This window comes from Aeromonas media, from assembly GCF_020423125.1.
Taxonomy (GTDB): domain Bacteria; phylum Pseudomonadota; class Gammaproteobacteria; order Enterobacterales; family Aeromonadaceae; genus Aeromonas; species Aeromonas media.
The window spans coordinates 3255155-3278365 of sequence record NZ_CP075564.1 but is presented as its reverse complement, the minus strand read 5'-3'; the positions used below and the strand labels follow the sequence as shown (position 1 = coordinate 3278365).

Annotated in this window: 21 protein-coding genes; 14 read left to right on the top strand and 7 right to left on the bottom strand. The window is 64.3% G+C overall.

The features are described 5' to 3' along the window. Positions 1-17: 17 nt before the first annotated feature. The gene (locus tag KI797_RS15055; RefSeq protein ID WP_042649498.1) at positions 18-1001 is read right to left on the bottom strand and encodes an ABC transporter substrate-binding protein; all 984 of its coding nucleotides are present in this window, start codon (positions 999-1001) and stop codon (positions 18-20) included. Between the two features lie 441 nt (positions 1002-1442). Here KI797_RS15055 and nrdD point away from each other — a divergent pair, with 441 nt between their 5' ends. From nrdD to KI797_RS15035, 4 genes are all read left to right on the top strand, one after another. Further along, on the top strand, positions 1443-3560 hold the full coding sequence (gene nrdD / locus KI797_RS15050; protein WP_041206235.1) for an anaerobic ribonucleoside-triphosphate reductase: 2118 nt from the start codon (positions 1443-1445) through the stop codon (positions 3558-3560). A 96-nt stretch (positions 3561-3656) separates the two neighbouring features. Further along, positions 3657-4172: an anaerobic ribonucleoside-triphosphate reductase-activating protein gene (nrdG, locus tag KI797_RS15045; RefSeq protein WP_226169917.1), complete on the top strand. Its 516-nt coding sequence runs from the start codon at positions 3657-3659 to the stop codon at positions 4170-4172. A gap of 182 nt (positions 4173-4354) precedes the next feature. Continuing rightward, positions 4355-4525 (top strand): YqaE/Pmp3 family membrane protein, encoded by a 171-nt coding sequence (locus tag KI797_RS15040; protein ID WP_025327864.1) that lies wholly within the window; start codon positions 4355-4357, stop codon positions 4523-4525. Between the two features lie 153 nt (positions 4526-4678). Continuing rightward, entirely contained in the window at positions 4679-5065 is a 387-nt protein-coding gene (locus KI797_RS15035; RefSeq protein ID WP_226169915.1) for an energy transducer TonB, read from the top strand. Between the two features lie 62 nt (positions 5066-5127). Here the strand turns inward: KI797_RS15035 and KI797_RS15030 are convergent, their stop codons facing one another. The 4 genes from KI797_RS15030 to slyA all read right to left on the bottom strand — a co-directional run bounded on the left by KI797_RS15030 (position 5128) and on the right by slyA (position 8240). Then, the gene (locus KI797_RS15030) at positions 5128-5487 is read right to left on the bottom strand and encodes an MliC family protein (protein WP_226169913.1); all 360 of its coding nucleotides are present in this window, start codon (positions 5485-5487) and stop codon (positions 5128-5130) included. A 183-nt stretch (positions 5488-5670) separates the two neighbouring features. Next, positions 5671-6699 (bottom strand): DUF2955 domain-containing protein, encoded by a 1029-nt coding sequence (locus tag KI797_RS15025; protein WP_043131044.1) that lies wholly within the window; start codon positions 6697-6699, stop codon positions 5671-5673. A gap of 10 nt (positions 6700-6709) precedes the next feature. Further along, on the bottom strand, positions 6710-7765 hold the full coding sequence (locus KI797_RS15020) for an HlyD family secretion protein (RefSeq protein ID WP_226173130.1): 1056 nt from the start codon (positions 7763-7765) through the stop codon (positions 6710-6712). Position 7766: 1 nt separating this feature from the next. Next, positions 7767-8240: a transcriptional regulator SlyA gene (gene slyA / locus KI797_RS15015; protein WP_005324722.1), complete on the bottom strand. Its 474-nt coding sequence runs from the start codon at positions 8238-8240 to the stop codon at positions 7767-7769. Between the two features lie 225 nt (positions 8241-8465). Between slyA and KI797_RS15010 the strand changes: the two genes are divergently transcribed. From KI797_RS15010 to KI797_RS14995, 4 genes are read left to right on the top strand one after another with little or no spacing between them, the layout of a single operon-like run. Beyond that, positions 8466-9776 carry a 2-hydroxycarboxylate transporter family protein gene (locus KI797_RS15010; protein ID WP_043131053.1) on the top strand — a complete coding sequence of 437 codons (1311 nt, stop codon included), beginning with the start codon at positions 8466-8468 and terminating at the stop codon, positions 9774-9776. A 22-nt stretch (positions 9777-9798) separates the two neighbouring features. Next, positions 9799-11349, top strand: a complete 1551-nt coding sequence (maeA, locus tag KI797_RS15005) for an oxaloacetate-decarboxylating malate dehydrogenase (RefSeq protein WP_226169911.1) — start codon at positions 9799-9801, stop codon at positions 11347-11349. Between the two features lie 17 nt (positions 11350-11366). Further along, positions 11367-12932: an ATP-binding protein gene (locus KI797_RS15000; protein ID WP_043131058.1), complete on the top strand. Its 1566-nt coding sequence runs from the start codon at positions 11367-11369 to the stop codon at positions 12930-12932. Positions 12933-12935: 3 nt separating this feature from the next. After that, a complete protein-coding gene (locus tag KI797_RS14995; RefSeq protein ID WP_171276633.1) occupies positions 12936-13628 on the top strand; it encodes a response regulator in 693 nt (230 codons plus the stop codon). A gap of 77 nt (positions 13629-13705) precedes the next feature. Here KI797_RS14995 and KI797_RS14990 read toward each other — a convergent pair whose 3' ends face one another. Then, entirely contained in the window at positions 13706-14593 is an 888-nt protein-coding gene (locus KI797_RS14990) for a DMT family transporter (RefSeq protein WP_226169909.1), read from the bottom strand. Positions 14594-14689: 96 nt separating this feature from the next. On the opposite strand from KI797_RS14990, the gene KI797_RS14985 reads away from it, so the two are divergent. Continuing rightward, on the top strand, positions 14690-15484 hold the full coding sequence (locus KI797_RS14985) for an AraC family transcriptional regulator (RefSeq protein ID WP_010673466.1): 795 nt from the start codon (positions 14690-14692) through the stop codon (positions 15482-15484). A gap of 51 nt (positions 15485-15535) precedes the next feature. Here KI797_RS14985 and exaC read toward each other — a convergent pair whose 3' ends face one another. Continuing rightward, on the bottom strand, positions 15536-17053 hold the full coding sequence (gene exaC / locus KI797_RS14980) for an acetaldehyde dehydrogenase ExaC (RefSeq protein ID WP_226169907.1): 1518 nt from the start codon (positions 17051-17053) through the stop codon (positions 15536-15538). 235 nt (positions 17054-17288) lie between these two features. Here exaC and KI797_RS14975 point away from each other — a divergent pair, with 235 nt between their 5' ends. From KI797_RS14975 to phoR, 5 genes are all read left to right on the top strand, one after another. Beyond that, positions 17289-18956, top strand: a complete 1668-nt coding sequence (locus KI797_RS14975) for a sigma-54-dependent Fis family transcriptional regulator (protein WP_226169905.1) — start codon at positions 17289-17291, stop codon at positions 18954-18956. A gap of 317 nt (positions 18957-19273) precedes the next feature. Next, the gene (locus KI797_RS14970) at positions 19274-20554 is read left to right on the top strand and encodes a GGDEF domain-containing protein (RefSeq protein WP_226169903.1); all 1281 of its coding nucleotides are present in this window, start codon (positions 19274-19276) and stop codon (positions 20552-20554) included. A 134-nt stretch (positions 20555-20688) separates the two neighbouring features. Continuing rightward, on the top strand, positions 20689-21090 hold the full coding sequence (locus KI797_RS14965; RefSeq protein WP_226169902.1) for a VOC family protein: 402 nt from the start codon (positions 20689-20691) through the stop codon (positions 21088-21090). Positions 21091-21192: 102 nt separating this feature from the next. Then, on the top strand, positions 21193-21882 hold the full coding sequence (gene phoB, locus KI797_RS14960) for a phosphate regulon transcriptional regulator PhoB (RefSeq protein ID WP_041206225.1): 690 nt from the start codon (positions 21193-21195) through the stop codon (positions 21880-21882). Between the two features lie 8 nt (positions 21883-21890). Then, positions 21891-23186: a phosphate regulon sensor histidine kinase PhoR gene (gene phoR / locus KI797_RS14955; protein ID WP_226169901.1), complete on the top strand. Its 1296-nt coding sequence runs from the start codon at positions 21891-21893 to the stop codon at positions 23184-23186. The last annotated feature ends 25 nt before the right edge of the window (positions 23187-23211 follow it).

Below are 23211 nucleotides of genomic sequence, written 5' to 3'. Positions count from 1 at the left end.
ATGAGGGCCTGACTGGGTCAGTCGCGCCAAAGGGTCCTGTAGCGCCACTTGTCGGGCAGGGTGAGCCGCCAGCGGGCCAACTCGCTTTCGCTGAAGACATACTCTCCGCGCAGGGCGGCACGCGGAGCCAGGGTCTTGGGTTGGGCCCCCGCCAGTATGGCATTGACCAGTTCGGCCGCCTTGGCCCCCTGATCGCGGCCATCGAGCACCAGACCACCGATGGCGCGGCCCTTGCCCACCGAAAACTCCCAGAAGCAGAACAGCGGCACCGGGCTGTGGCCACTAGCCCACGCCAGTACCTGCTGTTCGTCCACATGCCTGCCCTGCTCGTCGATGAGGGTGTGGTAGAGGCCGATGAAGATGGCCTGATAGCCATTCTGTTTGGCGTTGAGCACGGCCTCCTGCCACAGGCCGTAGTCGCCGATCAACTGGCTGTTGACCAGGGTCTGGCCGACGCGGAACTCGGTCTGGGTCTTGAACTCGTCCTCGATGGCGGTGAGCGATACGTTGCTGGAATCAAACAGTACCAGCGCCTTGTCGAGCCCCCCCATCAGCTGGCTCATCTCGTTGATGTTGCGTTTGAGCAGGGGGCGTTCCAGCACGCCAGTGATCTTGGGATGGCCGACCAGCCCCTTGTGACGCGGATTCTCGTTCATGCCGAGAAACACCACCGGGGTGCCGAGGGTGGCGATCTCTCTGGCCAGGTAATTGATGGCATTGTCGTCGCCGAGCACCACCAGATCCGGCTTGGTCTGCCGGTAGAAAGCGAGCGCCTGCTCGGCAATCTGGTCGAAGTCATCGGGAGAGCGACGCTTGGTATCCATGTAGAAGTGGCTGATGCGGTGGTTGCTGCCCAAATGGGCCTCCAGGCTGGCGTTGTAGCTCCGATCCCACAGGTACTCGGGGTGATAGCTGCTGATCACCAGGATCTCGGCCCCCCACAGCCGCAGCGGCAGGGTACACAGCAGCAGTAGCAGCCACCGCAATACAGGCTTGTTCATGTCGCTTCCCATCGGACAAGAAAAGAGTCGTCACTCATTATGTCCATCTTGGTGCAGGCCTGTCCCGGTCAATTACTGTCGGAGGGGAAATCTTTTTCCAGCCGGTCGTATGGTGCGCCAGCCCGCTCCCCGTCTGGGATGTGTTGAATAAGCCTCTTTTGGCGCTGGTTGTGAACTGCACCACCCCTCCCAAAACCTGTTCTGGATCAAGAAACGAGGTACCGCTTTGGTGCCTAATAGACCCCACATATAGGGGTTATCATAAAAAAAACACCCATATATAGTGTTATCAAGCTGTGCATAAGTCGTCACCCTCTCAGTGTCAGCCCGGGTTTCTCACGCCTCGGCTGAATTTATTTGCGCCGGGGACAGGTGCGGAGAAGGGGACTCAACAAGGGTGAGCCGAGGGCGAGAGCCAGGCCTTTAACGCGGGGAAAATCGATGAAACCGGTAGTGATCAAACGCGATGGATGTCGTGCACCATTCAATGGCCAGCTGATTGCCGAGGCGGTAAGCCGGGCGGCGGAAGCGGTCAATCAGGCCAACCCTATGCTGGCCGAGCGCATCGCCGGTGCCGTCAGCCAGGAGCTGGAGGGGCGAGGCGAGGTGGACATCCACGAGATCCAGAACCGGGTCGAGAACCACCTGATGGCTTCCGACGACAAGGCCATCGCCCGCGCCTACATCGAGTACCGTCACGACCGGGATCAGGCCCGCGAGGCCCGTGGCCGACTGGCCCAGGAGATCCGGGGCCTGGTGGAGCAGACCAATGCGGCCCTGCTCAACGAGAACGCCAACAAGGATTCCAAGGTGATCCCGACCCAGCGCGACCTGCTGGCGGGTATCGTCGCCAAGCACTACGCCATCAGCCACATGCTGCCCCGCGAGGTGGTGCAGGCCCACGAGAGCGGCGATCTGCACTTCCACGATCTCGACTACTCCCCTTTCTTCCCCATGTTCAACTGCATGCTGATCGATCTGCAGGGGATGCTGACCCATGGCTTCAAGATGGGCAATGCGGAGATCGACACCCCAAAATCCATCAGCACCGCCACTGCGGTCACCGCCCAGATCATTGCCCAGGTGGCGAGCCACATCTATGGCGGCACCACCATCAACCGCATCGACGAGGTGCTGGCTCCCTATGTGACCATCAGCTGGCACAAGCACCGGGAAGTGGCCGAGGAGTGGGGCATCGGCGACGTGGATGCCTACGCCATGGCTCGCACCGAGAAGGAGTGTCACGACGCCTTCCAGTCCCTGGAGTACGAGGTGAACACCCTGCACACCGCCAACGGCCAGACCCCCTTCGTCACCTTCGGCTTTGGCCTGGGGGACAGCTGGGAGTCGCGGATGATCCAGCGTGCCATCCTCGGCAACCGCATCGCCGGCCTTGGCAAGAACAAGAAGACCGCCGTGTTCCCGAAACTGGTGTTCGCCATCAAGGATGGCCTCAATCACAAGCCGGGGGATCCCAACTACGACATCAAGCAGCTGGCCCTGGAGTGCGCCTCCAAGCGGATGTACCCGGACATCCTCAACCATGACCAGGTCGTGAAGGTGACCGGCTCCTTCAAGACTCCCATGGGCTGTCGTTCCTTCCTCGGCGCTTATGAAGAGAATGGTGAACTGATCCATGAAGGGCGCAACAACCTGGGTGTCGTGAGCCTCAACCTGCCGCGCATCGCCCTGAGATCCCGCGACGAAGCGGACTTCTGGGACAAGCTGGATGCCGCCCTGCGGGTGGCCAAGACGGCGCTGATGTACCGCATCGAGCGACTGGACGGCGTCAAGGCGCGGGTCGCCCCCATCCTCTACATGGAAGGGGCCTGCGGCGTGCGCCTCAAGGCCGATGACAACGTCAGCGAGATCTTTAAACATGGCCGCGCCTCCATTTCCCTGGGTTACATCGGGGTGCACGAGACCATCAACGCCCTGTTCGGCACCGATGCCCATCTGTTTGACAGCGAGGTGCTGCGCCAGAAGGCCATCGCCATCATCGCGCGGCTCAAGGCGGCCACCGACGAGTGGAAGGAGGAGACAGGTTACGGCTTCAGCCTCTACTCCACTCCGAGCGAGAACCTCTGCACCCGTTTCTGCCGCATCGATGCCAAGGAGTTTGGCGTGGTGGCCGGGGTGACCGACAAGGGGTACTACACCAACAGCTTCCACCTGGACGTGGAGAAGCAGGTGAACCCCTATGACAAGCTGGACTTCGAGGCGCCCTATCCGCCCATCGCCAGCGGCGGCTTCATCTGCTATGGCGAGTACCCCAACATCCAGCACAACCTGGAAGCGCTCGAAAACGTCTGGGACTACAGCTATGACAAGGTGCCCTACTACGGCACCAACACCCCCATCGACGAGTGCTACGACTGCGGCTTCACCGGCGAGTTCGAATGTACCTCCAAGGGCTTCACCTGCCCGCGCTGCGGCAACCACGATCCCGCCAAGGTGTCAGTGACCCGCCGGGTGTGCGGCTACCTCGGCAGCCCGGATGCGCGCCCCTTCAATGCGGGCAAGCAGGAAGAAGTGAAGCGCCGCGTCAAGCATATGTAAGTGCGGTAACGATGAAGCGCTGGCCCCTGTTGCAAGGGGCCATTTTCATGGGATGGCGACCGTTTGCCCCCCTATGAAGGAGGCAGGAAACAAGCGATGCATTACCACCAATACTATCCGGTCGATGTCATAAACGGCCCCGGTACCCGCGCCACCCTGTTCGTGTCGGGTTGCGAGCACCAGTGCCCGGGTTGCTACAACCAGAGCACCTGGCGGCTCGACGGCGGCAAGCCGTTCGATGCGGCGATGAGCGATCGCATCATCCAGGATCTCAACGACAGCCGCATCAAGCGCCGGGGGCTGTCGCTCTCGGGCGGCGATCCGCTCCACCCCGCCAACGTACCTCAGGTGCTGGCGCTGGTACGGCGGGTGCGTGCCGAGTGCCCGGGCAAGGACATCTGGTGCTGGACCGGCTATCTGCTCGGCGAGCTCAGCCCGGCCCAGCGCGAGCTGATCGCCCTGCTGGATGTGCTGGTGGATGGCAGGTTTGAAAAAGAGCTGGCAGATCCCGGCCTGCTCTGGCGCGGCAGCAGCAACCAGATCATTCACGATCTCAACGCCTGGCGGGAGCGGGAGCACAAGGGACTGATCCCTTGCCAACGGCTGGCATGATCATCGCCACAACCCGTAGATCCCAGGATGACGTGGGGACGCGGGCCTCCGTCAGCTGAACCCTGGCTCAATCCCGGGCGAGAAAGGCGCGAAAGCTGTCCGCTGTGGTTTGCAGTTGAGGCCAGGGATGTTTATGGTTAGCCCATCCGAATCACGAGACATCTTTCATGAGGAACCATGAGATGAACAATCTGCTCAAGATCCTGCTGGCCATCTTCCTGCCGCCGGTCTGTGCCTTTATCCAGGTAGGCTTAAGCCTGCACTTTTTCATCAACATAGTGCTGACCCTGCTCGGCGGTCTGCCCGGCATGGTCCACGCGCTCTGGCTGGTGGTCAGCGACAAGCGCGCCTGAGCCATCCCCGTGCGAACAAGGCCAACCCCAGGGTTGGCCTTTTTATTGCCCGCGAGAGTGTCTCGCCAGATGGGGGCTTCCCGAATGAGCCTCATTGTCTGACACTGGCTGGCCGTTCAAGGAGCCGAGCGGTTTGACGAAGAGGGAGTGTCAGTGCGTTTGAAACTGTTGTTGCTGTGTGCCACCCTGGCCCTGTTGGGAGGATGTGCCAGCCCCACCGCGAAGCTGAATCAGCCTCCGGTGGATATCGTTTGGGAAGACCTGCCCAGATACTGGGTTCAGGTGGAGCAGATAGGCGACTTCAATCCGGTCGGTGGACTGCCCAAAGAGAGGCCAGTGAAGGGCTGTGTGACGCTTCGCTATCTCATCGATTCCAATGGCGATCTGTTCAGCCCCGAGGTCCTGTCATCCGAGCCGCCCGGCGTGCTGGATCTCATCGCCATCTCAGGGCTGGCGCAGGTGCGTTATCGGGTGTCCGAGCAGAATCCACAAGCCATCCCGGTGCGGGTGGTGGTCCGATATGACGTCGAAGTGAGATGACAAAGACCCCGGCCTTGGCCGGGGTCTTTGTCACTGTGCGCGGGCGCTGTTGCCTGCGGAGCTTATAGCTCCTTGCAGTCGTTGTAGCGGCTCTGCCACTCCCCGGCGTCATCGCGCATCTCCACGAAGCCTTCCTTCCCCTTGTTCCACCAGACCACCTCGTGATCGTCGGTGTAGCGGGCACCGGAGGCGGAGACCGCCTGGGGCAGGGTGTAATCCTTGCCATCGGGCAGGGCGAGCTTGACGAAGTTCAGGCTCTCGTCCGAGAGGGAGAAGTAGCGCACCTGCACCTTCTGGTTCTGCTCGCACAGATAGGTGACGGGATCGCCCCCTGTCACCCCCAGCTTGCCGGCCCCCAGATCGCAGCCGCCGAGCAGGGTCAGGGTGCCTATCCCCAGTAGAAAGAGCTTGGCCTGTTTCATGTCGCATCCTTTGATCGGTGTCATATGGCCTTGAGCCTAACAGGCTGAGAGGCAACTGCAACCTCGGTGTCCCCCTCTTGCGTCGGGATGCGTCCGTCACTCTGCACAGTCAGCGGGCAAAAAAACGCCCCGCCAGGCGAGCGGGGCGAAAGGGTGCCGTCCTTGGGCTACAGAAAAGAGCTATCAATGGCCGAAGCGGGTCGCCTCGAAGCGGTTGAGCAGGCGGTGAATGAGGTAGCAGGCCAGCAGGGTGGCGACGATGGCAAACAGTATGCTGCTGACCCGGTACAGGGCGCTGAACACCAGATCGTTGCCGGGCGTCAGGTACTGGCCAAACAGGATGCCGAGGGTGGTGAGGGCGCCGAAGCCAACGCCGGAGCCGCTCGCCTCCTTCACATGGGCATGGCTGAACAGCATGGCTCCCAACCAGAGCAGCGGGGTCACCAGCAAGAGCAAGCCGGACCAGTCATAGAGCACTAGCTGCCCCAGGATGCCGAAACTCACCCCCAGCAGGGTGCCCATGGCGCGCTTGCGGGCGTAGCTCAGGGCCCCGTCCCAGTGCATGGGGAAGAGCACCAGTAGCGTGGTCGCCTGGGCGGACATGGAGTCCCGCAGATCGAACAGCTGGAACACCAGGAACGACAGGGTGGCGATGCTGGCGCCGAGCAGCGCCTCGTGGCGCATCCGGTGCGGTGCTTTGGGGGAAGGGGTGGGGGCGGGCCGCGCCTCCACATCCGGGATCAGCGCCGTCATCAGGTAGGCGATGAGCACCGACAGGACGCTGGCCCAGAGGTTGCTGAAGATGAGATCGTTCAGATCGGTCTCGGGGTAGCTGGCAAAGTGCAGCATGATGCTGAGGCTGAGCACGCCATTGGCGCCGAACAGGAAGAGGCTGCCCCGGGACATGGCGGCAAAGCGGTAGAGAAACAGCAGGAAGACGATGGGCAGCATCAGGCCGGGATGACTGCCGAACAGGCCGCCAAGCAGCCCGACTTCCAGCCCGCACATGGCGGCGGAGGCGATGAGCTGGCGGGCGGCGTGGCCGTTCATCACGGGGATCATCCCCAGCAGCAGCACCGGGGTGACGGTGAAGAAGACTCCGTTGCTCCAGCCGAAGATCTTGCACAGCACAAATCCCAGGGTGCAGCCAAAGGCGATGCGCAGGCACTGGCGCAGCTCGTTGGCGGTGAGGGGTCTGTGCCACAGGTTCATGGTCGTCATCTCAATAGATGTAGTGCAGCAGGCTGAGCAGGCGGATCTGGCCGCGGGCCAGCAGCCCGGTCAGGGCGTTGTCCGGCAGCAGCTGGACGGTGGCGCGAGCCCCGGCCGGCAGATGGGCGGGCAGTTGCTCCAGGGTCAGGTGCAGGCGCAGCCGTTGGGCATCGCGCACCCAGCGATCGGATTCGACGGGATTGGCCAGGAGACCGTTGGCATCGAACTGGCCGGCACTGACCCCGGCATCCAGGCTGGCGACCCGGGCCGGGTAGAGGCGGCCTGGCTCGCCGTCGAAGGCGACCAGCGCCCTGCTTTCCGGGGTGATGTGGCGCAGGCTCTTCTCGCGAAAATCGGCGATCACGTCCACCTGCTCGGAGACCAGGGCCAGCAGGGGAGCGCCTGCCGTGGCCACGCTGCCCGGTTTGAGCTGCAGGTTGGTGATGATGCCATCCTGGCTTGCATGGATCTGGCTATAGGTGAGGTTGAGCTCGGCCTGGGCCAGGCGGTTGCGCGCCTGGCGCAGCAGCAGGTTGTCGTCACCGGGCAGGCCCCGGTTGACGCGAGCCTGCTCCACCCGGGCCTGGCTGGCCAGCAGATTGGCACGGGCGGTGCGGGCGGCGCTGTCGGCGTCGTCTTTCTGCTGCTCCGACACCATGTGGCGGCGATAGAGGGCGTCGATGCGCTCGGCTTCCCGCTGCTTCTGGGCCGCCTGGGTCTGCAGGGAGCTGTACTCAGCCTCATAGGCATTGAGGGTCGCATCGAGCTGGCGATTCTGTTGCTCGGCCTGATCAAGGGCGAGTCTGGCCTGCTCGACCGCAAGCGCGAAGGGGGCCGGATCCAGCACGAACAGCAGATCCCCCAGCTTGACATGCTGGTTGTTCGCTACCGCGACCTCGGTCACCTTGCCGCTGACCTGGGGCGCCATCCTGGTGACGACCCGGGTGGCCATGGCCTGGGGGGTGAGGGGCATCTTGATGTCGGCCAGCAGGAAGTAGCCAAACACCAGAGTGAAGCAGGCGATGGCCCATTTGATCCAGCGCTTGAATTGTTGATCCGGGGTCATCTTATTCTCTCTCTTCATGCTGGGCACCGATCTTGCCGAGGGCGTTGGCGGATATGCGGTGCACTATCTCTTCAAACTGCGTCAGCTCCTGCTGGCTGATGCCGGCGAGCAGCTCCCGGCGCACGGCGATGATGCGATCCTCGATTTTGTCGAGCAGCGCCTTGCCGGCCGGGGTCAGGGTGACGATGCGGGCGCGTTTGTCCTGACTGCAGCAGTGGCGTTCGATAAGGCCTTGCTCTTCCAGCTGGCCCAGGGTGCGCATCAGCGAGGGCAGTTCTATCTCCAGCGCCTCGGCCAGTGTCTTCTGGCTGAGGTGGCCACCGAGGCGGCTCAGCTTCCACAGCGCGGTCCAACGGGGGTGGGTGAGTCCCAGGGGGGCCAGCTCGAGGTCGGCCACGGTGCGCCACAACCGGTGCAGCCGTCCCAGCTGTTCGGCGAGGGAGAGCTCGCGCAGCATTTCCAGATCCTTTCCCATGACGGGCTCCTTATTTACTTAGCTTGCTAAGCATTATATTTATTTCGCAGGCTAAGTAAATAGTGTGATGTAGGTCACGTTCAGTTTTCGGCGGGGGAGGGGGGCACGGAGGGGCTGAATGGTGCTTAAGGTTTCAATGTTTTTATATGGCTTTGCAGGTCTGCTAACCGACAGCAGAGGAGGGGATACGTAGAGTGGCGCCACACCACAAGCTGGAGCATAACAATGAAAAACCTCTCTACCCCTGAAGTACAGATGAAGAGCGCCTGGGGCGACCAGCAGATCGCCGGCATGCCCATGATGATCTTCCTCGGGCTCGCCACCTGCGTCCTCTACGCCGGCTGGAACGGCTCCCTGCCACTCGGCATGGTCGGCGCCCTGGCGCTGATGTTCGTGCTCGGCACCCTGCTGAGCGAGCTGGGCGAGCGCATCCCCCCCATCCGGGAATATCTGGGGGGTGGCACCATACTCGCCATCTTCGGCGGCGCCGCCCTGTTCGAGTACCGAATCCTGCCGGCCGAGGCGGGTGAGGTGATCACCCGCTTCATGAAGGAGGGGGGCTTTCTGAACTTCTTCATCGCCAGCCTGGTGACCGGCTCCGTGTTCGGCATGAGCAGCGCCCTGCTGAAAAACGCCGCCATGCGCTACCTGCCGGTGATCCTGGGAGGCGTGGCGCTGGCGCTGCTGAGCGTCGGCCTGGTCGGCTCCTTGATGGGGTATGGCTTCAAGAATGCGGTGCTGCTCATCGGCCTGCCCATCATGGGGGGCGGCATGGGCGCCGGCGCCGTGCCGCTGGTGGAGATCCTCTCCGGTCCCTTGCAGATGTCCAGCGCCGACCTGCTGTCACGCATGGTACCCGCCGTGGTGATCGCCAACACCCTGGCCATACTGGTGGGCTCCCTGCTGGCGCGCCTTGGTCGCCGCTACCCCTCCCTGACCGGCAACGGCAGGCTGATGGTGAAAGAGAGTGGCCAGAGCGTCGCCGACGAGCAGGCCGAGGCGCCGACCCTGCAGAGCCTGGGTATGGGCCTTTTCATCAGCTCCAGCATGTTCGTGCTGGGCTCCCTGCTCGGCAACTTCATCCCCATGCACCCCTTCGCCCTGATGATACTGGCGGTGGCCTTCATCAAGGTGAGTGGTGTATTGCCGCGCCGCTACGAGCAGGCGGCGGCCGACTGGTACCAGTTCGTGGTGAGCAACCTCACCCCCTCCCTGCTGGTGGGCATAGGGGTGGCCTACACCAGTATCCCCGAGCTCATCGGCGCCTTCTCCGTCAACTACTTCATCATGGTGTTGACCACAGTGGTGGGCGGCGCTCTGGGGGCGGCCCTGGTGGGGCGCATGATAGGTTTTTATCCCATCGAGGCGGCCATCACCGGCGGCCTGTGCATGGCCAACATGGGGGGCACCGGCGACGTGGCCGTGCTGTCGGCGGCCCAGCGCATGAAGCTGATGCCGTTCGCCCAGATCTCCTCTCGCCTTGGCGGGGCCGTGATGCTGATCCTGGCCACCGCCCTCATCTCTCTGTTCGCGTGACGACTGGATACAGGAAACCGATATGAACGACACCATGATGGGCACCAGCCTGCCCTATGCCGAACGCAAGCGTCAGGGGCTGATGGGGCGCATGCCCCACAAGGAGGAATCCCTCTCCCAGCAGCGGCGCCGCATCTACCGCCTGGTCTCGGCCATGCAGAGTCCCTTCGACCAACACCTGCTGCTGCGCCAGTTGCAGGAGGACAACCCGGTGCTGTTCTACGATCTGGTGCGCCACCACCTGCCGGAGCTCTTGCCCATCATCTACACCCCTGTGGTGGGGGAGGCCTGCCAGCGTCACAGCGATCTCTATCTGCGCAGCCACGGCCTCTACCTCTCCTGGCACGACAGGGACGAGCTGGACGACATCTTCGCCAGTGTGGAGCAGGAGGTGGACGTCATCGTCATCTCCGACGGGGAGCGGGTGCTGGGGCTTGGCGATCTCGGCATCGGCGGCATGGGGATCTGCATCGGCAAGCTGGCGCTCTACAGCGCCGCCGGCGGCATCAACCCGGCGCGCACCCTGCCCCTGTGCGTGGACGTGGGCACCAACAACCCGGCGCTGCTGGAGGATGACTCCTACCTCGGCTGGCAGGCCCCGCGCATCGACGGCGAGACCTACTACCACTTCATGGACAAGGTGGTGGCGGCCATCCGGCGGCGCTGGCCCGAGGTGGTGCTGCAGTTTGAAGATTTTGCCGGCAAGCATGCCGCCAACCTCCTGGCCCGCTACCGGGATGAGCTCTGCATGTTCAATGACGACATCCAGGGCACGGCGGCGGTCGCCTCCGCCTGCGTGCTGGCGGGCTTGCAGCAGGCGGGCAGCACCTTGGCCGACACCCCGGTGCTCATCGTCGGCGCCGGCTCGGCGGGCTGCGGGATCGCCGCCATGCTGGCCCGGCTGGCGGGCAGTCCACAGCAGGTGCAACTGTTCGATCAGGATGGTCTGGTCTGCCTGGACAGGGTCAACCTGACCCCCTCCCAGCAGCCCTTCGCCCGCCCGTCACAGGAGGCCTGCACCTCCCTGCCCGAGCTCATCGCCCGGTTGCGCCCCGGAGTGCTGATCGGGGTGAGTGGCCAGGGAGGCCTCTTCACCGAGCAGGTGCTTGGCGCCATGGGGGAGGTGTGCGAGCGCCCGGTGATCCTGCCGCTCTCCAACCCGACCCGCAGTGCGGAGGCGACCCCGGAGCAGGTGTGGCGGGCGACCGAGGGGCGTGCCCTGCTCGCCACCGGCAGCCCGTTCGCTCCCGTCATGGTGGCGGAAGAGGCGCGGGTGGTCTCCCAGTGCAACAACGTCTATGTCTTCCCGGGCATTGGCCTCGGGGCCTGCGCGGTCAAGGCGCGGCGCATCAGCGATGGCATGTTGCAGGCGGCGGTGCGGGCGGTCGGGGCCTATCCCCTGGAGACCGGCCGCTTGCTGCCTCCCATCGATCAGGTGGGGGAGGTGGCCCGTGCCGTCGCCAGAGCCGTGGCCCTGGCCGCCCGCGAGGAGGGGTTGGCGGATTTTGCCGGTGATCCCGCACCGCTCATTGACCAGACCTGGTGGCGCCCGCACTATTGGTCCGCCTCCTGACGCTTCAAGGTTAATCGATGAAACTGCGCCACCAACTGGTCACCCTCTCCCTCGGGCTGTCACTGCTGCTGATCCTGATCCTGGGGGGCCTGCTCGCCCTCTTCATCCGCCACCTGCTGGAGAGCAACCTGGAGGAGAAGGGGAGCGATCTGGCCCGGGTGCTGGCGGCAGATACCCGGGTGGTGCAGGCCCTGCAGCAGGGCAGTGATCCCGGCCTGCGGGACTATGTGCAGGGGATCTGCAGCCGCACCGATGCCGCCTACATGGTGGTGACCGACGAGCATGCCCGCCGCCTGAGTCACCCTTCCCCCGAGCTGGTCGGTGCAACCTTCCGTGGCGAGGACATCTGGCCGGCGATCCACGAGCGGCGCAGTTACTGCTCCAGGGATGAGGGCACCCTGGGCCCGGCCATCCGCTGCTTCTCGCCTGTGATAGGGGCGGACGGGCGCACCATAGGCGCGGTGGCGGTGGGCTACCTGATGCGGACGGTGGAGGGTACCTATCTGGAGCGGATCGCCCTGCTCATCAGCGCCATCGGCGCCGTGCTGGGTTGTGGCCTGCTGCTGGCGTTCTGGTTGCAGCACCGGCTGAGGCGCACCCTGCTGGATCTGGAGCCGGAGACCATAGTCAACCGCTTCGCCCAGCAGGATCTGGTGCTGGAGGGGATCTCGGAGGGGATAGTGGCCCTCGACGCCAACCATCGCATCAAGATGCTCAACAGCGCGGCCTTCTATCAGTTGCGGCTGCCGGGCACCGGGCGTCATGCCTTGCTGGGCCACTCCCTGGCCGAGCTTGCCCCCAGCCTGCTCCCCATCCTGGAGCAGGAGGGGGGGGTCAATTTCACCGTGCAGGGGGATGACTTTGTCGGCCACTGGCAGGAGCTGAGCGGTCGTGAGCCCGGTCGCATGCTGATCTTCAGCCGGCCGGACGGCACTGGCAGCCTCGGCATGCAGGTGACTCACTTGCGCCAGTATGCCGAGATGCTGCGCATTCAGACCCATGAGTTCGCCAACAAGCTGAGCAGCCTCTCCGGCCTGCTGCAGCTCGGTCACGTGGATCAGGCGGTGGAGCTCATCCAGCAGGAGAACGAGGCCTGCCAGACCATGCTGCAGGACTTGCTGCGCTCCATCGAGAACAAGCCGGTTGCTGGCCTCATCCTCGGCAAGTTCAGCCGGGCGCGGGAGCTCGGTGTCGAGCTGGTGCTGGATCCCGGCTCGGCACTCGGGGAGTACCCGGCCGAGGTGTCGGCGGATCTCATCACCTGCATCGGCAACCTGCTGGACAACGGCATCCGGGCCGCCTGGGCAAACCGCCAGCGATGCGCTCCCCGGGTGCTCATCTCGGTGGATGACTTCGGGCGTCGGCTGGTGATCGAGGTGGAGGACAGTGGCGAGGGGGTGGACGAGGCGCTGGCGGATCACCTGTTTGACTATGGTGTCAGCCGCCAGACCGGGGATCACGGGGTAGGCCTCTTCCTGGTCAAGAAGACGGTGGCCCGCCGTGGGGGTGTGATAGAATGGCGCCGCACCGCCGAGCAGACGACGCTGTTCGGTATCTATTTGAATAAAAACCAATTGGTGTGAGTCATGAAGCCAATTTTCACTCTTGTTATCGAGGACGACGAGCGGATCGGCGCCATCCTGGCCGAGCTGGTTTCCTCGACCCCGGGCTACTCCCTGCTGGGGCGGGCCGAGAGCCTGGCCCAGGCCGATCTCATGATGCGCGCCACCGACCCCCAGTTGCTGGTGGTGGACATCTCCCTGCCCGACGGCTCGGGCCTCGAGTGGGTGAACCAGCTGCGCAGCCACAATCGGGAGGTTTTCGTGGTCATGGTGACCGCCTCCTGCGACGTGGAGACCATACAGCAGGCCCTGAATCTCGGGGTGCAGGATTACATCATCAAGCCGCTGCGGCTGTTTCGCATCCAGCAGAGCCTGGACGAGATCCTGACCCTGCATCGCCGCCTGTGCGAACGCGGCCTGCTGGAGCAGAGCGATCTCGACCGCCTGATGGGCAAGGGGCGCATTCAGCCGCGGGAGGTGCGCGACACCCCCAAGGGCATAGACGCCATCACCCTGCGCCAGGTACTGGAGCTGCTGGCGGGGGAGCCGGACACCGCCTTCTCCACCGATACGGTGGCGCTGCGTTTGTCACTTAGCCGCACCACGGCGCGCCGCTACCTGGAGTTTCTGGAGTCCGAAGACAAGCTGGACGTGGATCTCAACTACGGCCAGCGCGGTCGCCCCGAGCGCCGTTACCACTGGCGCCGGAGCAGCTGAGGCGGCGTGACCACAGCATTGCAAACAAAAAGGGAGCCTCGGCTCCCTTTTTGCCGGCCACGGTTGATGGTGCCGGCTTATGCCCCTTCCACCAGGGCGGGACGCACCCTCGGCCTGAACTGGGAGATCATGACGCCGGTCAGGACGAGGCCGCCCCCCAGCAGGTGATAGCCGTGGATGGGCTCCCCCAGGGTGATGACGGCCAACAGCGCAGTGCACAGCGGCATCAGGTTCATGAACACCGAGGTGCGCTCCGCCCCCAGGCAGGCGAGGCCGCGCATCCAGCAGTAGGCGGCGAAGATGGAGGAGGCGAGTCCGGCGAACAGCACCATGCTCCAGCCCTGGACGGGAATGGCCAGGGAGTCGGCAGAGAGGGCCACCGGAATGAGCAGCAGCACCGCCAGCAGGATCTGCAGATAGAGGTTGAGCCAGGGGCCGAACGGCAGCTGCCAGCGGCGGATCAGCAGGCCATAGAGCGAGTAGCTGGCCGCCCCCAGCAGCATCATGCCATCACCGGGGTTGATGCCGCTGTGCAGCAGCGCCAGGGGGTTGCCCTGACCCAGCAGCCAGAGCACCCCGAACAGGGAGAGGCTCATGCCGAGCAGCGCCTGTTTGCCCGGTCTCTGGCCAAAGCAGCAGGCCCCGATCAGCAGGGTCAGCAGCGGCAGCAGGGAGCCGATGACCCCCATGTTGGTGGCCGAGGTGCTGTGGGCGGCGTAGTAGGCGAGGCACTGGTAGAGCACCATGCCGAGCAGGGAGAGGATTAGCAGCTTGCCGAGCCAGGGGCGGAGATCGCGCCGGCGGCACCACAGCGGCGGCAGGCAGAAGGGGGAGAGCGCCAGGGCGGCGATCACCCAGCGATAGAAGGAGATGGCGGCGGGATCCAGCACGCCGGCGGCGGCCTTGGAGACCACGGTATTGGCGGCCCAGATCAGGATGGCGAGCAGGGGAAAGAGAAAAGGCATAGGCACTCCTTGGTACGATGGGGAGAGTCTAGCCTTGTCTTGAACGAGGTAAGTAGCGTAAATAAGACATGTCATAACCGCTTTGGGACAATCTGCATGGGCACCCTCACCCTGGCCGAGCAGGATCGCCTGCTGGCCGACCCCAACCCCCTCTACTTTCGCTACAGCCAGATCCAGGGGGGCAACGCTTGCGCCGAGCACGCCCACCCCTGGGGCCAGCTCAGCCTCATCAGCCTGGGGGTCATGGTGGTGGAGGTGGGGGGAGAGCGGCTGGTGGCGCCTCCGGACTACCTCATCTGGGTGCCGGCGGACCTTCCCCACACCGCCTTCAACGAGCAGACCCTGGATTACACCTCCATCTACGTGAGCCACGCCCTGGCCCCGCGCCTGCCACGGGAACCCCAGCTGCTGGCCCTCACCCCCTTGCTGCGGGCCCTGCTGGAGGACTTCACCCAGCGCCGGGTCGGGCACATGGAGGATGAGTGGGATGCCCGTCAGGGTGAGCTCTTCATCGAGAAGCTGGCCCGCACCCGTTGCCAGCCGAGCTACCTGCCCCAGAGCCGGGATCGCCTGCTGGCACCCTTGCTGGCGGCATTGCAGGCGGCGCCGGAGGACAACCGCACGCTGGTGGAGTGGGCCAGGGCGCTGCACACCACGGAGCGCACCCTGGCGCGGCGTTGCCAGAAGGAGCTTGGCATGAGCCTCGGCCAGTGGCGCACCCGGCTGCGGCTGGTGAAGGCGCTGGACTGGCTGCGGGGCGAGATGCCGGTGCAGGAGATCGCCTGGCGCCTCGGTTACGCCTCCACCTCGGCTTTCATCGCCATGTTCCAGCGCGAACAGGGCTGCGCCCCCCAGCGCTATCGCCAGCAGCTGGGCCAACCCGTGGCCTGAACCGCATGAAAAAGGGCGTCCGCAGGCGCCCTTGTGGATCATGGGATGGGCTTAGAAGAAGCCGAGGGGGTTGATGTCGTGGCTCACCAGCAGGTTCTTGGTGTTCTGGTAGTGGTCCAGCATCATCTTGTGGGTCTCGCGACCGATCCCCGACTTCTTGTAGCCGCCAAAGGCCGCGTGGGCCGGGTAGGCGTGGTAGCAGTTGACCCAGACCCGGCCGGCCTGGATGCCGCGCCCCATGCGCCAGGCCAGATTGCTGTCCCGGGTCCACAGGCCGGCCCCCAGCCCGTACTGGGTGTCGTTGGCAATGGCCAGGGCATCCGCCTCGTCCTTGAAGGTGGTGACCCCGAGCGCCGGCCCGAAGATCTCCTCCTGGAACACCCGCATCTTGTTCTGGCCCGAGAAGATGGTGGGCTGGATGTAGAAGCCCCCCTCCAGCCCGCTCACCTTGGCCGGGCCGCCGCCCAGCAGCATCTTGGCCCCTTCGCCGCGGCCGATCTCCATGTAGCTCAGGATCTTGTCGAACTGCTCGCGCGACGCCTGGGCCCCCACCTGGGTCGTGGTGTCGAGGGGGTTGCCCTGCACTATGGTGCGGGCGCGGGCCAGCACACGGTCCATGAAGTCGTCGTAGATGCTCTCCTGCACCAGGGCGCGGGAGGGGCAGGTGCACACCTCGCCCTGGTTGAAGAAGGTCATCAACATCCCTTCCACCGCCTTGTCGATGTAGCTGCTCTCGTGCTGCATCACGTCGGCGAAGTAAATGTTGGGGGACTTGCCGCCGAGCTCCACGGTGGAGGGGATCAGCTTGTCGGCGGCGCAGCGCAGGATATGGGCGCCGACTTCAGTCGAGCCGGTGAAGGCGAGCTTCTGGATCCTGTCGCTGGTGGCCAGCGCCTGGCCCGCCTCGGCGCCGAAGCCGTTGACCACGTTGACCACGCCGGGGGGGAGGATGTCCTTGATGAGATCCATCATCAGCATGATGGTGACCGGGGTCTGCTCGGCGGGCTTGAGCACGCTGCAGCAGCCGGCCGCCAGCACCGGGGCCAGCTTCCAGGCCGCCATCAGCAGCGGGAAGTTCCAGGGGATGATCTGGCCGACCACGCCGATGGGCTCCTTGAAGTGGTAGCTAACGGTGTGCTGATCCAGCTCGGCGGCAGACCCTTCCTGGGCGCGGATGCAACCGGCGAAGTAGCGGAAGTGATCCACCACCAGCGGCAGGTCGGCGGCCAGGGTCTCGCGCACTGCCTTACCGTTCTCCCAGGTCTCGGCGATGGCGAGCACTTCGATGTTCTGCTCGATGCGATCGGCAATGCGCAGCAGCAGGTTGCTGCGCTCGGTGACGCTGGTCTTGCTCCAGGCCGGGAAGGCCTTGTGGGCGGCATCCAGCGCCAGCTCGATGTCGGCGGCATCGGATCTGGCCACCTCGCAGAACACCCGGCCATCCACCGGCGAGATGTTTTCGAAGTAGCGGCCGGCGCGCGGCGCCACCCAGTCGCCACCGATGAAGTTGTCGTAACGGGACTTGAAGCTGACCAGGGCACCTGCCTGACCGGGAGCGGTATAAATCATCTCATCATCCTTATGTGTGTGTGGTCCTGACCGGCCTGGCGGGCAGTCCGGTTGCTTCTCGGTATCGCAAGGGCCGTGCCAGAGGGTCTGACCAGCAGGCAAAAGTTACAAAAACGTTATCAAACGGGGTGCGGCGGCGTATCTTGATTAACCAGTGACCGCGGCGGTGGCGATAAAACTGTGCCGTTTCTGGACAGTGGCCGTGACACTGTGCCCTTTGTGAACAGGAGGCGTGATGAGCGAGTTACCTCAATCCAGTCCCAGTCCCATCTTGCGTTCCTGGCAGCGCTGCCTGCATCAGGGCCTGCTCCGCCAGCAGAGCGCCGAGCTGGACTTGCTGCCCCAGGGGGAGCTGTCGGCCCGCCAGGAGCAGCACAGAACCCTTATCACCTGCTTCCAGCGCTTCGTGCTGCCGCTGTTTGCCCAGCTGCTGGCGGGCAGGCCCTGCCGGTTGCTGCTGTGCGACGCCGAGGGGGCCATCCTGGCGGTGAGCGGTGACGACGGCTTCGCCCGCCACGCCGAGCGGATCTTCCTGCGCAGCGGCGCCCGCTGGGGGGAGGCGAGCAAGGGCACCAACGCCATCGGTACCGCGCTGGCCGAGCAGAGCGAGGTGCAGGTGCTGGGGGCGCAGCACTTCTTCGCCCAGCACAGCTTTCTCAGTTGCAGCGCCTGCCCATTGCTCGGGCCGGACGGGCAACTGCTCGGCGTGCTCGACATCTCCACCGATGCGGCCCACCACGGCGGCGATATGCTGGGCACGGTGCGGCTCTTGGCCATGACGCTGGAGAACGCCCTGCTGGCGCGTCAGCCGGGCTGGCTGGTGGATCTCGATCCTCAGAGTCTGTGGTCTGCCCGCCTGCTGCTGGGGGAGGGGGGCGAACTGCTCGGGGCCAACCGGGCTGGCCGGCTCTGGCTCGGCCAGCACCCCTTCGATGGCAAGCAACTGCTACGCGAGCGCCGTGGCCTGCGGTTGGTGCCCGAGCCTGTGGTGATTCAAACCCAGTCTCTGCCGGCAACGCCGCCTGCCACCGCCGGGGTGCCCCTCAAGATGCTGGAGCGCGGCATCTCCCTGCTCATCGAGGGGGAGACCGGCTGTGGCAAGGAGCATCTGGTGCGCGCCCTGCACCGCCAATCGAGCCGGCGGGACAAGCCCCTGGTGTGTGTCAACTGCGGCGCCCTGCCCGCCGATCTGGTGGAAGCCGAGCTGTTTGGCTATGTGGGTGGCGCCTTCAGCGGTGCCCGCAGCCAGGGCAGTCAGGGTTATCTGCGCGCCGCCCACGGCGGCATCCTGATGCTGGATGAGATCGGCGAGCTGCCGCTCTCGGCCCAGACCCGGCTGCTGCGGGTATTGCAGGAGCGTGCCGTCACCCCGGTGGGCAGCCACAAGCCCGAACCGGTGGACTTCTGGCTGGTGAGCGCCAGCCACCGGGATCTGGCAGCCATGGTGCAAGGTGGCGGGTTTCGCGAAGACCTCTATTACCGTATCTGCGGCTGGCGCCAGCCGCTGGCGCCGCTACGGGCCTGGCCGACCCGCGAGCGCCAGGAGTTGATCCAGCGGTTGCTCGCTGAGATGGATCCTGCCCTGCAACTGACGGCGGAGGCGGAGCGGCAACTGCTGACCCACCCGCTGCCCGGCAACGTGCGCCAGCTCAAGCAGGCGCTGGAGGTGGCCTGCGTGCTGGCGGAAGGGCAGGGCTGGATTGACCTCACCCACCTGCATCTGCCGAATGTGGCCGTGGCGCCGGTCGCCACCACGGCAGTTGCGGGCAGCACCTTGCGCCAGCAGAACCGGCAACAGGTGCAGCAGACCCTGACAGAGTGCGAGGGCAACGTGAGCGAGGCGGCGCGCCGGCTTGGCATCAGCCGCACCACCCTCTACCGGGCGCTGCGGGAAGAGGAATAGGGGGTGTTGCGGTATCGCTTGCTTGTGTAGACTGGGGCTCTGCGATGATTTTTCTTTATTTTTCCATGGCATGGAGTGCTCAGTGGTGAAAGGAATGATGACATCGGGAACCCGTTTCCCTCCGGGCTGGCGTCCGCCTCTTGAGGTGCAATGCCGACAGGATTCAGCCCGGCAGATGGCAAGCGACGCCCTGTGCGCTGACTGAGCCGACCAATGCCCGGCGCCCGAGGGGGCGCGTGTAATAACCTTGGATCTGGATCAGCACGGTGCGGAATCACAAGGTGTAGAGTAAAGGCTCTTTTCCAGGTGTGATCATTATGACCCCATCCTATTCCCGCATGACCAATCTGTTGTTCTGGAGCCTGCTGCTCGGCAGCCTGCTGGCCATCCTGGCGTTCGAGTTCGGACCTGAACGGCGGCTGGATATCCTGAGCCAGGCCGGCATAGCCGCCAGGGCCCAGGATGATCGCTCACATGGGGGCCATTCGGTTACGACGCTGCTCGCCGCCGGCGACAAACCGGCCATCGACTGCAGGCTGCGTGCGGGCTACGCCTCCCCCTTCTGTGAGCTGATCCTGACCCTGTCTGCCCCCGAACGGGGCATGGATCTCTCCCATTTCGATGGCGTGCGGGTCAAGTTGCGGGTGGAAGGGGAGGCGCCGCAGAGCTGGCGCCTCTATCTGCGCAATTATGATCCCGCCTACTCGACAGTCGGGGACGAGACCTCCCACAAGTTCAACGAGGTGCTCTTTCGCCCTGATGATTACGGCCGCATCCAGGACGTCCCCCTCAAGGTGTTCGCACCCAGCTCCTGGTGGGTACAACAGTACCGGATCCCGCTGGCGCAGCAGGTACCGGACCTGCACCATGTCTATGCCATCGAGCTTGCCACCGACGACAAGATGCAACCCGGGGACTACCGCTTGACCCTGGATAAGCTGGAGTTCTATGGCCGCTGGGGCAAGCCGGGGGACTTCTACCGCCAGCTGCTGCTGGGCTGGCTGATATACGGGATATTGCTGTTTCTGATCCAGTACCTGTGGATGGGGGACCGACTGCGCAAGGCCCGTGAGGCGCGGCTGGCGGCGGAGGCACTCAGCCAGAGCCTGTGCGAGCAGAACCGCCGTACCGAGGAAGAGGCCCGTTACGATCCCCTGACCGGAGCCCTCAACCGGCTCGGGGGCGAGAAGCTCTTGAGCGAACTGGGGGAGATGCCGCTCTCCTTCATCTATATCGACATCGATCACTTCAAGGGGGTCAACGACACCCACGGCCATCCCATGGGGGACGAGGTGCTCAAGCACATGGTGAGCGAGCTGCTGCGCCATTGTGACAGCCTGTGCCGCCTGGTGCGCTGGGGGGGAGAGGAGTTCGTGCTGGTCTGCCTCCATTACGACGAGGGACAGGCCACCGCCCTGGCCGAGCGGCTTAGGGGAGCGCTCGAGGTGCACCGGGGCTGGCCCCTCGGGCTTAGGATCACCGCCTCCTTCGGGGTGGCGGCGCGGCGCGGGGATTCCCTTGAGCTGACCCTCAAACGGGCGGACGAGGCGCTCTATCAGGCCAAGGAACGGGGTCGCAACCGGGTCGAGGTGGGCTAGAGCGCAGCCCTGCCAACCGGCGAAGTGCTTTGCCTTCGCTAAGGTGATTGCGGCTGGAGCACAGGCCTCCCAGCCGTTATGATGCGCCCCAGCCGGGGCTTGGCCCCTTCATTCATCTATCGAGGAGTATCTCCATGTCACAACATCTGGGCGCCTTGGCCCTGCTGGTGGCCGATTATGACGAGGCTATCGCCTTCTTCACCCAGGGGCTGGGGTTCGAGCTGCTGGAAGACACTCCCCTCGATGAGCCGGGCAAACGCTGGGTGCGGGTCGCTCCGCAAGGCGCTCCCGGTTCTGCCCTGCTGCTGGCCCGTGCGGCCACCCCCGAACAGCATGCCGCTATCGGACGGCAGGGAGGAGGCCGGGTCTTCCTGTTCCTCGAGACCGACGACTTCTGGGGCGATTACCAGCGCATGCAGGAGTACGGTGTCCATTTTTGTGAACAGCCCCGCCACGAACCCTACGGCACAGTGGTGGTGTTCGAGGACATCAGTGGCAACCGCTGGGACCTGCTGCAACTCGCTGCTGCCAGCTGAATCTGAAAACGTTTATCATCCCGCCTGTCATAAAGTCATAAAAGTGTCACAGAAAGTTCTAATAATTGGCGCACCCATCTTCACAGAGGAGAGAGAAGGGATATGGCTAAGCGAATTCTGGTGGTCGAGGACGAGGCACCAATCCGCGAGATGCTCTGCTTCGTGCTCGAGCAAAAAGGATATGAGACGGTTGAGGCAGAAGATTATGCCGATGGACTGGCAAAGGTGCGTGAACCTTACCCCGAGCTCATCGTATTGGACTGGATGATGCCTGGTGGCAGTGGCATCCAGTTCATCAAGCAGCTCAAGCAGGACGAGGTGACCCGCCAGATCCCGGTGGTGATGCTGACCGCCCGCGGTGAGGAAGAGGACAAGGTGCGCGGCCTCGAGGCGGGCGCCGACGACTACATCACCAAGCCGTTCTCTCCCAAGGAGCTGACCGCCCGCCTGCATGCCGTGATGCGCCGGGTCTCCCCCACCTCGGTGGACGAGGTGATCGAGGTGCAGGGGCTCAAGCTGGATCCTGTCTCCCACAGGGTCAGCGCCGAGGAGAAGGCGCTGGACATGGGGCCGACCGAGTTCAAGCTGCTGCACTTCTTCATGACCCATCCCGAGCGGGTCTACAGCCGCGAGCAACTGCTGAACAACGTCTGGGGCACCAATGTCTATGTGGAGGACAGGACGGTTGACGTGCACATCCGTCGCCTGCGCAAGGCCATCGAAGAGACCGGGCACGACAGATTGATCCAGACGGTGCGTGGAGCCGGATACCGCTTCTCAACCCGTCTCTAGGGGATAACATGTTGCAACCTTACGCCTGGCGGCGACAGTTGTGGCGAATGGCGTTCTTCTACGCCCCCTTCGTCTTGGTAGGTTGGTTGATAGAACACCTCTCCCTCTGCCTGTTGGTGGCGACCGTGCTGCATCTGGGCTGGCACTACCGCTTCCAGAAGCGGTTGTCGGACTGGCTGTGGCACGATCGCAGCCTGGTGCCACCCCATGGCAGCGGCAGTTGGGAATACATCTTCAATGGCATCTACAAGTTGCAGCAGCGCCACCGTGCAAGGCGTCGCGAGCTGGCGGGTCTCATCCGCCGGTTCCGGGAGGGGGCCGAGGCCCTGCCTGATGCCGCCGTGGTGTTTCGCACCGATGGCAGCATTCTCTGGTGCAACCGGCTGGCGGAGCAACTGCTCGGTTTTCGCTGGCCCGAGGATGCCGGCCAGCATATCGGCAACCTCATCCGTCACCCCGGTTTCGTCGCCTACCTCGGCAAGGGGCAGTATGACGAGCCGTTCGAGATGAGCTCCCCCATCAACGAGGAGAAGTTTCTCGAGTTTCGCATCATGCCCTATGCCGAGGATCAGGCCATGCTGGTGGTGCGGGACGTGACCCGGCTGCGCAGCCTGGAGAAGACCCGCAAGCACTTCGTCTCCAACGTCTCCCATGAGTTGCGCACCCCGCTCACCGTGCTCAAGGGCTATCTGGAGATGACCGAGGAGCCCCCCCCCCCCGCCATGTGGGCCAAGGCGCATCGGGTGATGATGGAGCAGACCATCCGCATGGATAACCTGGTCAATCAGCTGCTCACCCTGTCGCGCATCGAGGCGGCCCCGACCGTGGATCTCTCCCATCTGGTGGACATGCCCGCCATGCTGGGGCTGCTGGAGCAGGAGGCCCGTGCCCTGTCGGGGGAGAGTGCCCATCAGATAGAGTTCCAGGTGCAGTCCAATCTGTTTGTGAAGGGAGACAGGGACCAGCTGCGCAGCGCCGTCTCCAACCTGGTCTACAACGCCATTCACTACACCCCGGCAGGTCGCAAGATCACGGTGGAGTGGCGCAAGCAGGGGGCCATGGCACTCTTTGTGGTGCAAGACGAGGGGGAGGGGATAGCCCCGGAGCACCTGACGCGGCTCACCGAGCGCTTCTATCGGGTCGACAAGGCCAGATCCCGCCACACCGGCGGCTCCGGCCTTGGCCTCGCCATCGTCAAGCACGCCCTGAGCCATCACGACGCCCAGCTCGAGATAGAGAGCCGGATTGGCCAGGGCAGCCGTTTCAGCTTCCTCATTCCCGGCCGCATGGTGGTGGTTAAATAGTCTTTTTTGACAAAGGGTTAGCAAT

Excerpts from the sequence above, each read along its gene's own strand:
- KI797_RS15040 (WP_025327864.1), top strand. The coding sequence starts at position 4,355 with ATGAACAATCTGCTCAAGATCCTGCTGGCCATCTTCCTGCCGCCGGTC.
- KI797_RS14975 (WP_226169905.1), top strand. The coding sequence starts at position 17,289 with ATGAGCGAGTTACCTCAATCCAGTCCCAGTCCCATCTTGCGTTCCTGG.
- phoB (WP_041206225.1), top strand. The coding sequence starts at position 21,193 with ATGGCTAAGCGAATTCTGGTGGTCGAGGACGAGGCACCAATCCGCGAG.
- KI797_RS14995 (WP_171276633.1), top strand. The coding sequence starts at position 12,936 with ATGAAGCCAATTTTCACTCTTGTTATCGAGGACGACGAGCGGATCGGC.
- KI797_RS14990 (WP_226169909.1), bottom strand. The coding sequence starts at position 14,593 with ATGCCTTTTCTCTTTCCCCTGCTCGCCATCCTGATCTGGGCCGCCAAT.
- exaC (WP_226169907.1), bottom strand. The coding sequence starts at position 17,053 with ATGATTTATACCGCTCCCGGTCAGGCAGGTGCCCTGGTCAGCTTCAAG.
- KI797_RS14965 (WP_226169902.1), top strand. The coding sequence starts at position 20,689 with ATGTCACAACATCTGGGCGCCTTGGCCCTGCTGGTGGCCGATTATGAC.
- KI797_RS15030 (WP_226169913.1), bottom strand. The coding sequence starts at position 5,487 with ATGAAACAGGCCAAGCTCTTTCTACTGGGGATAGGCACCCTGACCCTG.
- KI797_RS15055 (WP_042649498.1), bottom strand. The coding sequence starts at position 1,001 with ATGAACAAGCCTGTATTGCGGTGGCTGCTACTGCTGCTGTGTACCCTG.
- KI797_RS15010 (WP_043131053.1), top strand. The coding sequence starts at position 8,466 with ATGAAAAACCTCTCTACCCCTGAAGTACAGATGAAGAGCGCCTGGGGC.
- KI797_RS14970 (WP_226169903.1), top strand. The coding sequence starts at position 19,274 with ATGACCCCATCCTATTCCCGCATGACCAATCTGTTGTTCTGGAGCCTG.
- maeA (WP_226169911.1), top strand. The coding sequence starts at position 9,799 with ATGAACGACACCATGATGGGCACCAGCCTGCCCTATGCCGAACGCAAG.
- nrdG (WP_226169917.1), top strand. The coding sequence starts at position 3,657 with ATGCATTACCACCAATACTATCCGGTCGATGTCATAAACGGCCCCGGT.
- KI797_RS15025 (WP_043131044.1), bottom strand. The coding sequence starts at position 6,699 with ATGAACCTGTGGCACAGACCCCTCACCGCCAACGAGCTGCGCCAGTGC.
- phoR (WP_226169901.1), top strand. The coding sequence starts at position 21,891 with ATGTTGCAACCTTACGCCTGGCGGCGACAGTTGTGGCGAATGGCGTTC.
- slyA (WP_005324722.1), bottom strand. The coding sequence starts at position 8,240 with ATGGGAAAGGATCTGGAAATGCTGCGCGAGCTCTCCCTCGCCGAACAG.
- nrdD (WP_041206235.1), top strand. The coding sequence starts at position 1,443 with ATGAAACCGGTAGTGATCAAACGCGATGGATGTCGTGCACCATTCAAT.
- KI797_RS15020 (WP_226173130.1), bottom strand. The coding sequence starts at position 7,765 with ATGACCCCGGATCAACAATTCAAGCGCTGGATCAAATGGGCCATCGCC.
- KI797_RS14985 (WP_010673466.1), top strand. The coding sequence starts at position 14,690 with ATGGGCACCCTCACCCTGGCCGAGCAGGATCGCCTGCTGGCCGACCCC.
- KI797_RS15000 (WP_043131058.1), top strand. The coding sequence starts at position 11,367 with ATGAAACTGCGCCACCAACTGGTCACCCTCTCCCTCGGGCTGTCACTG.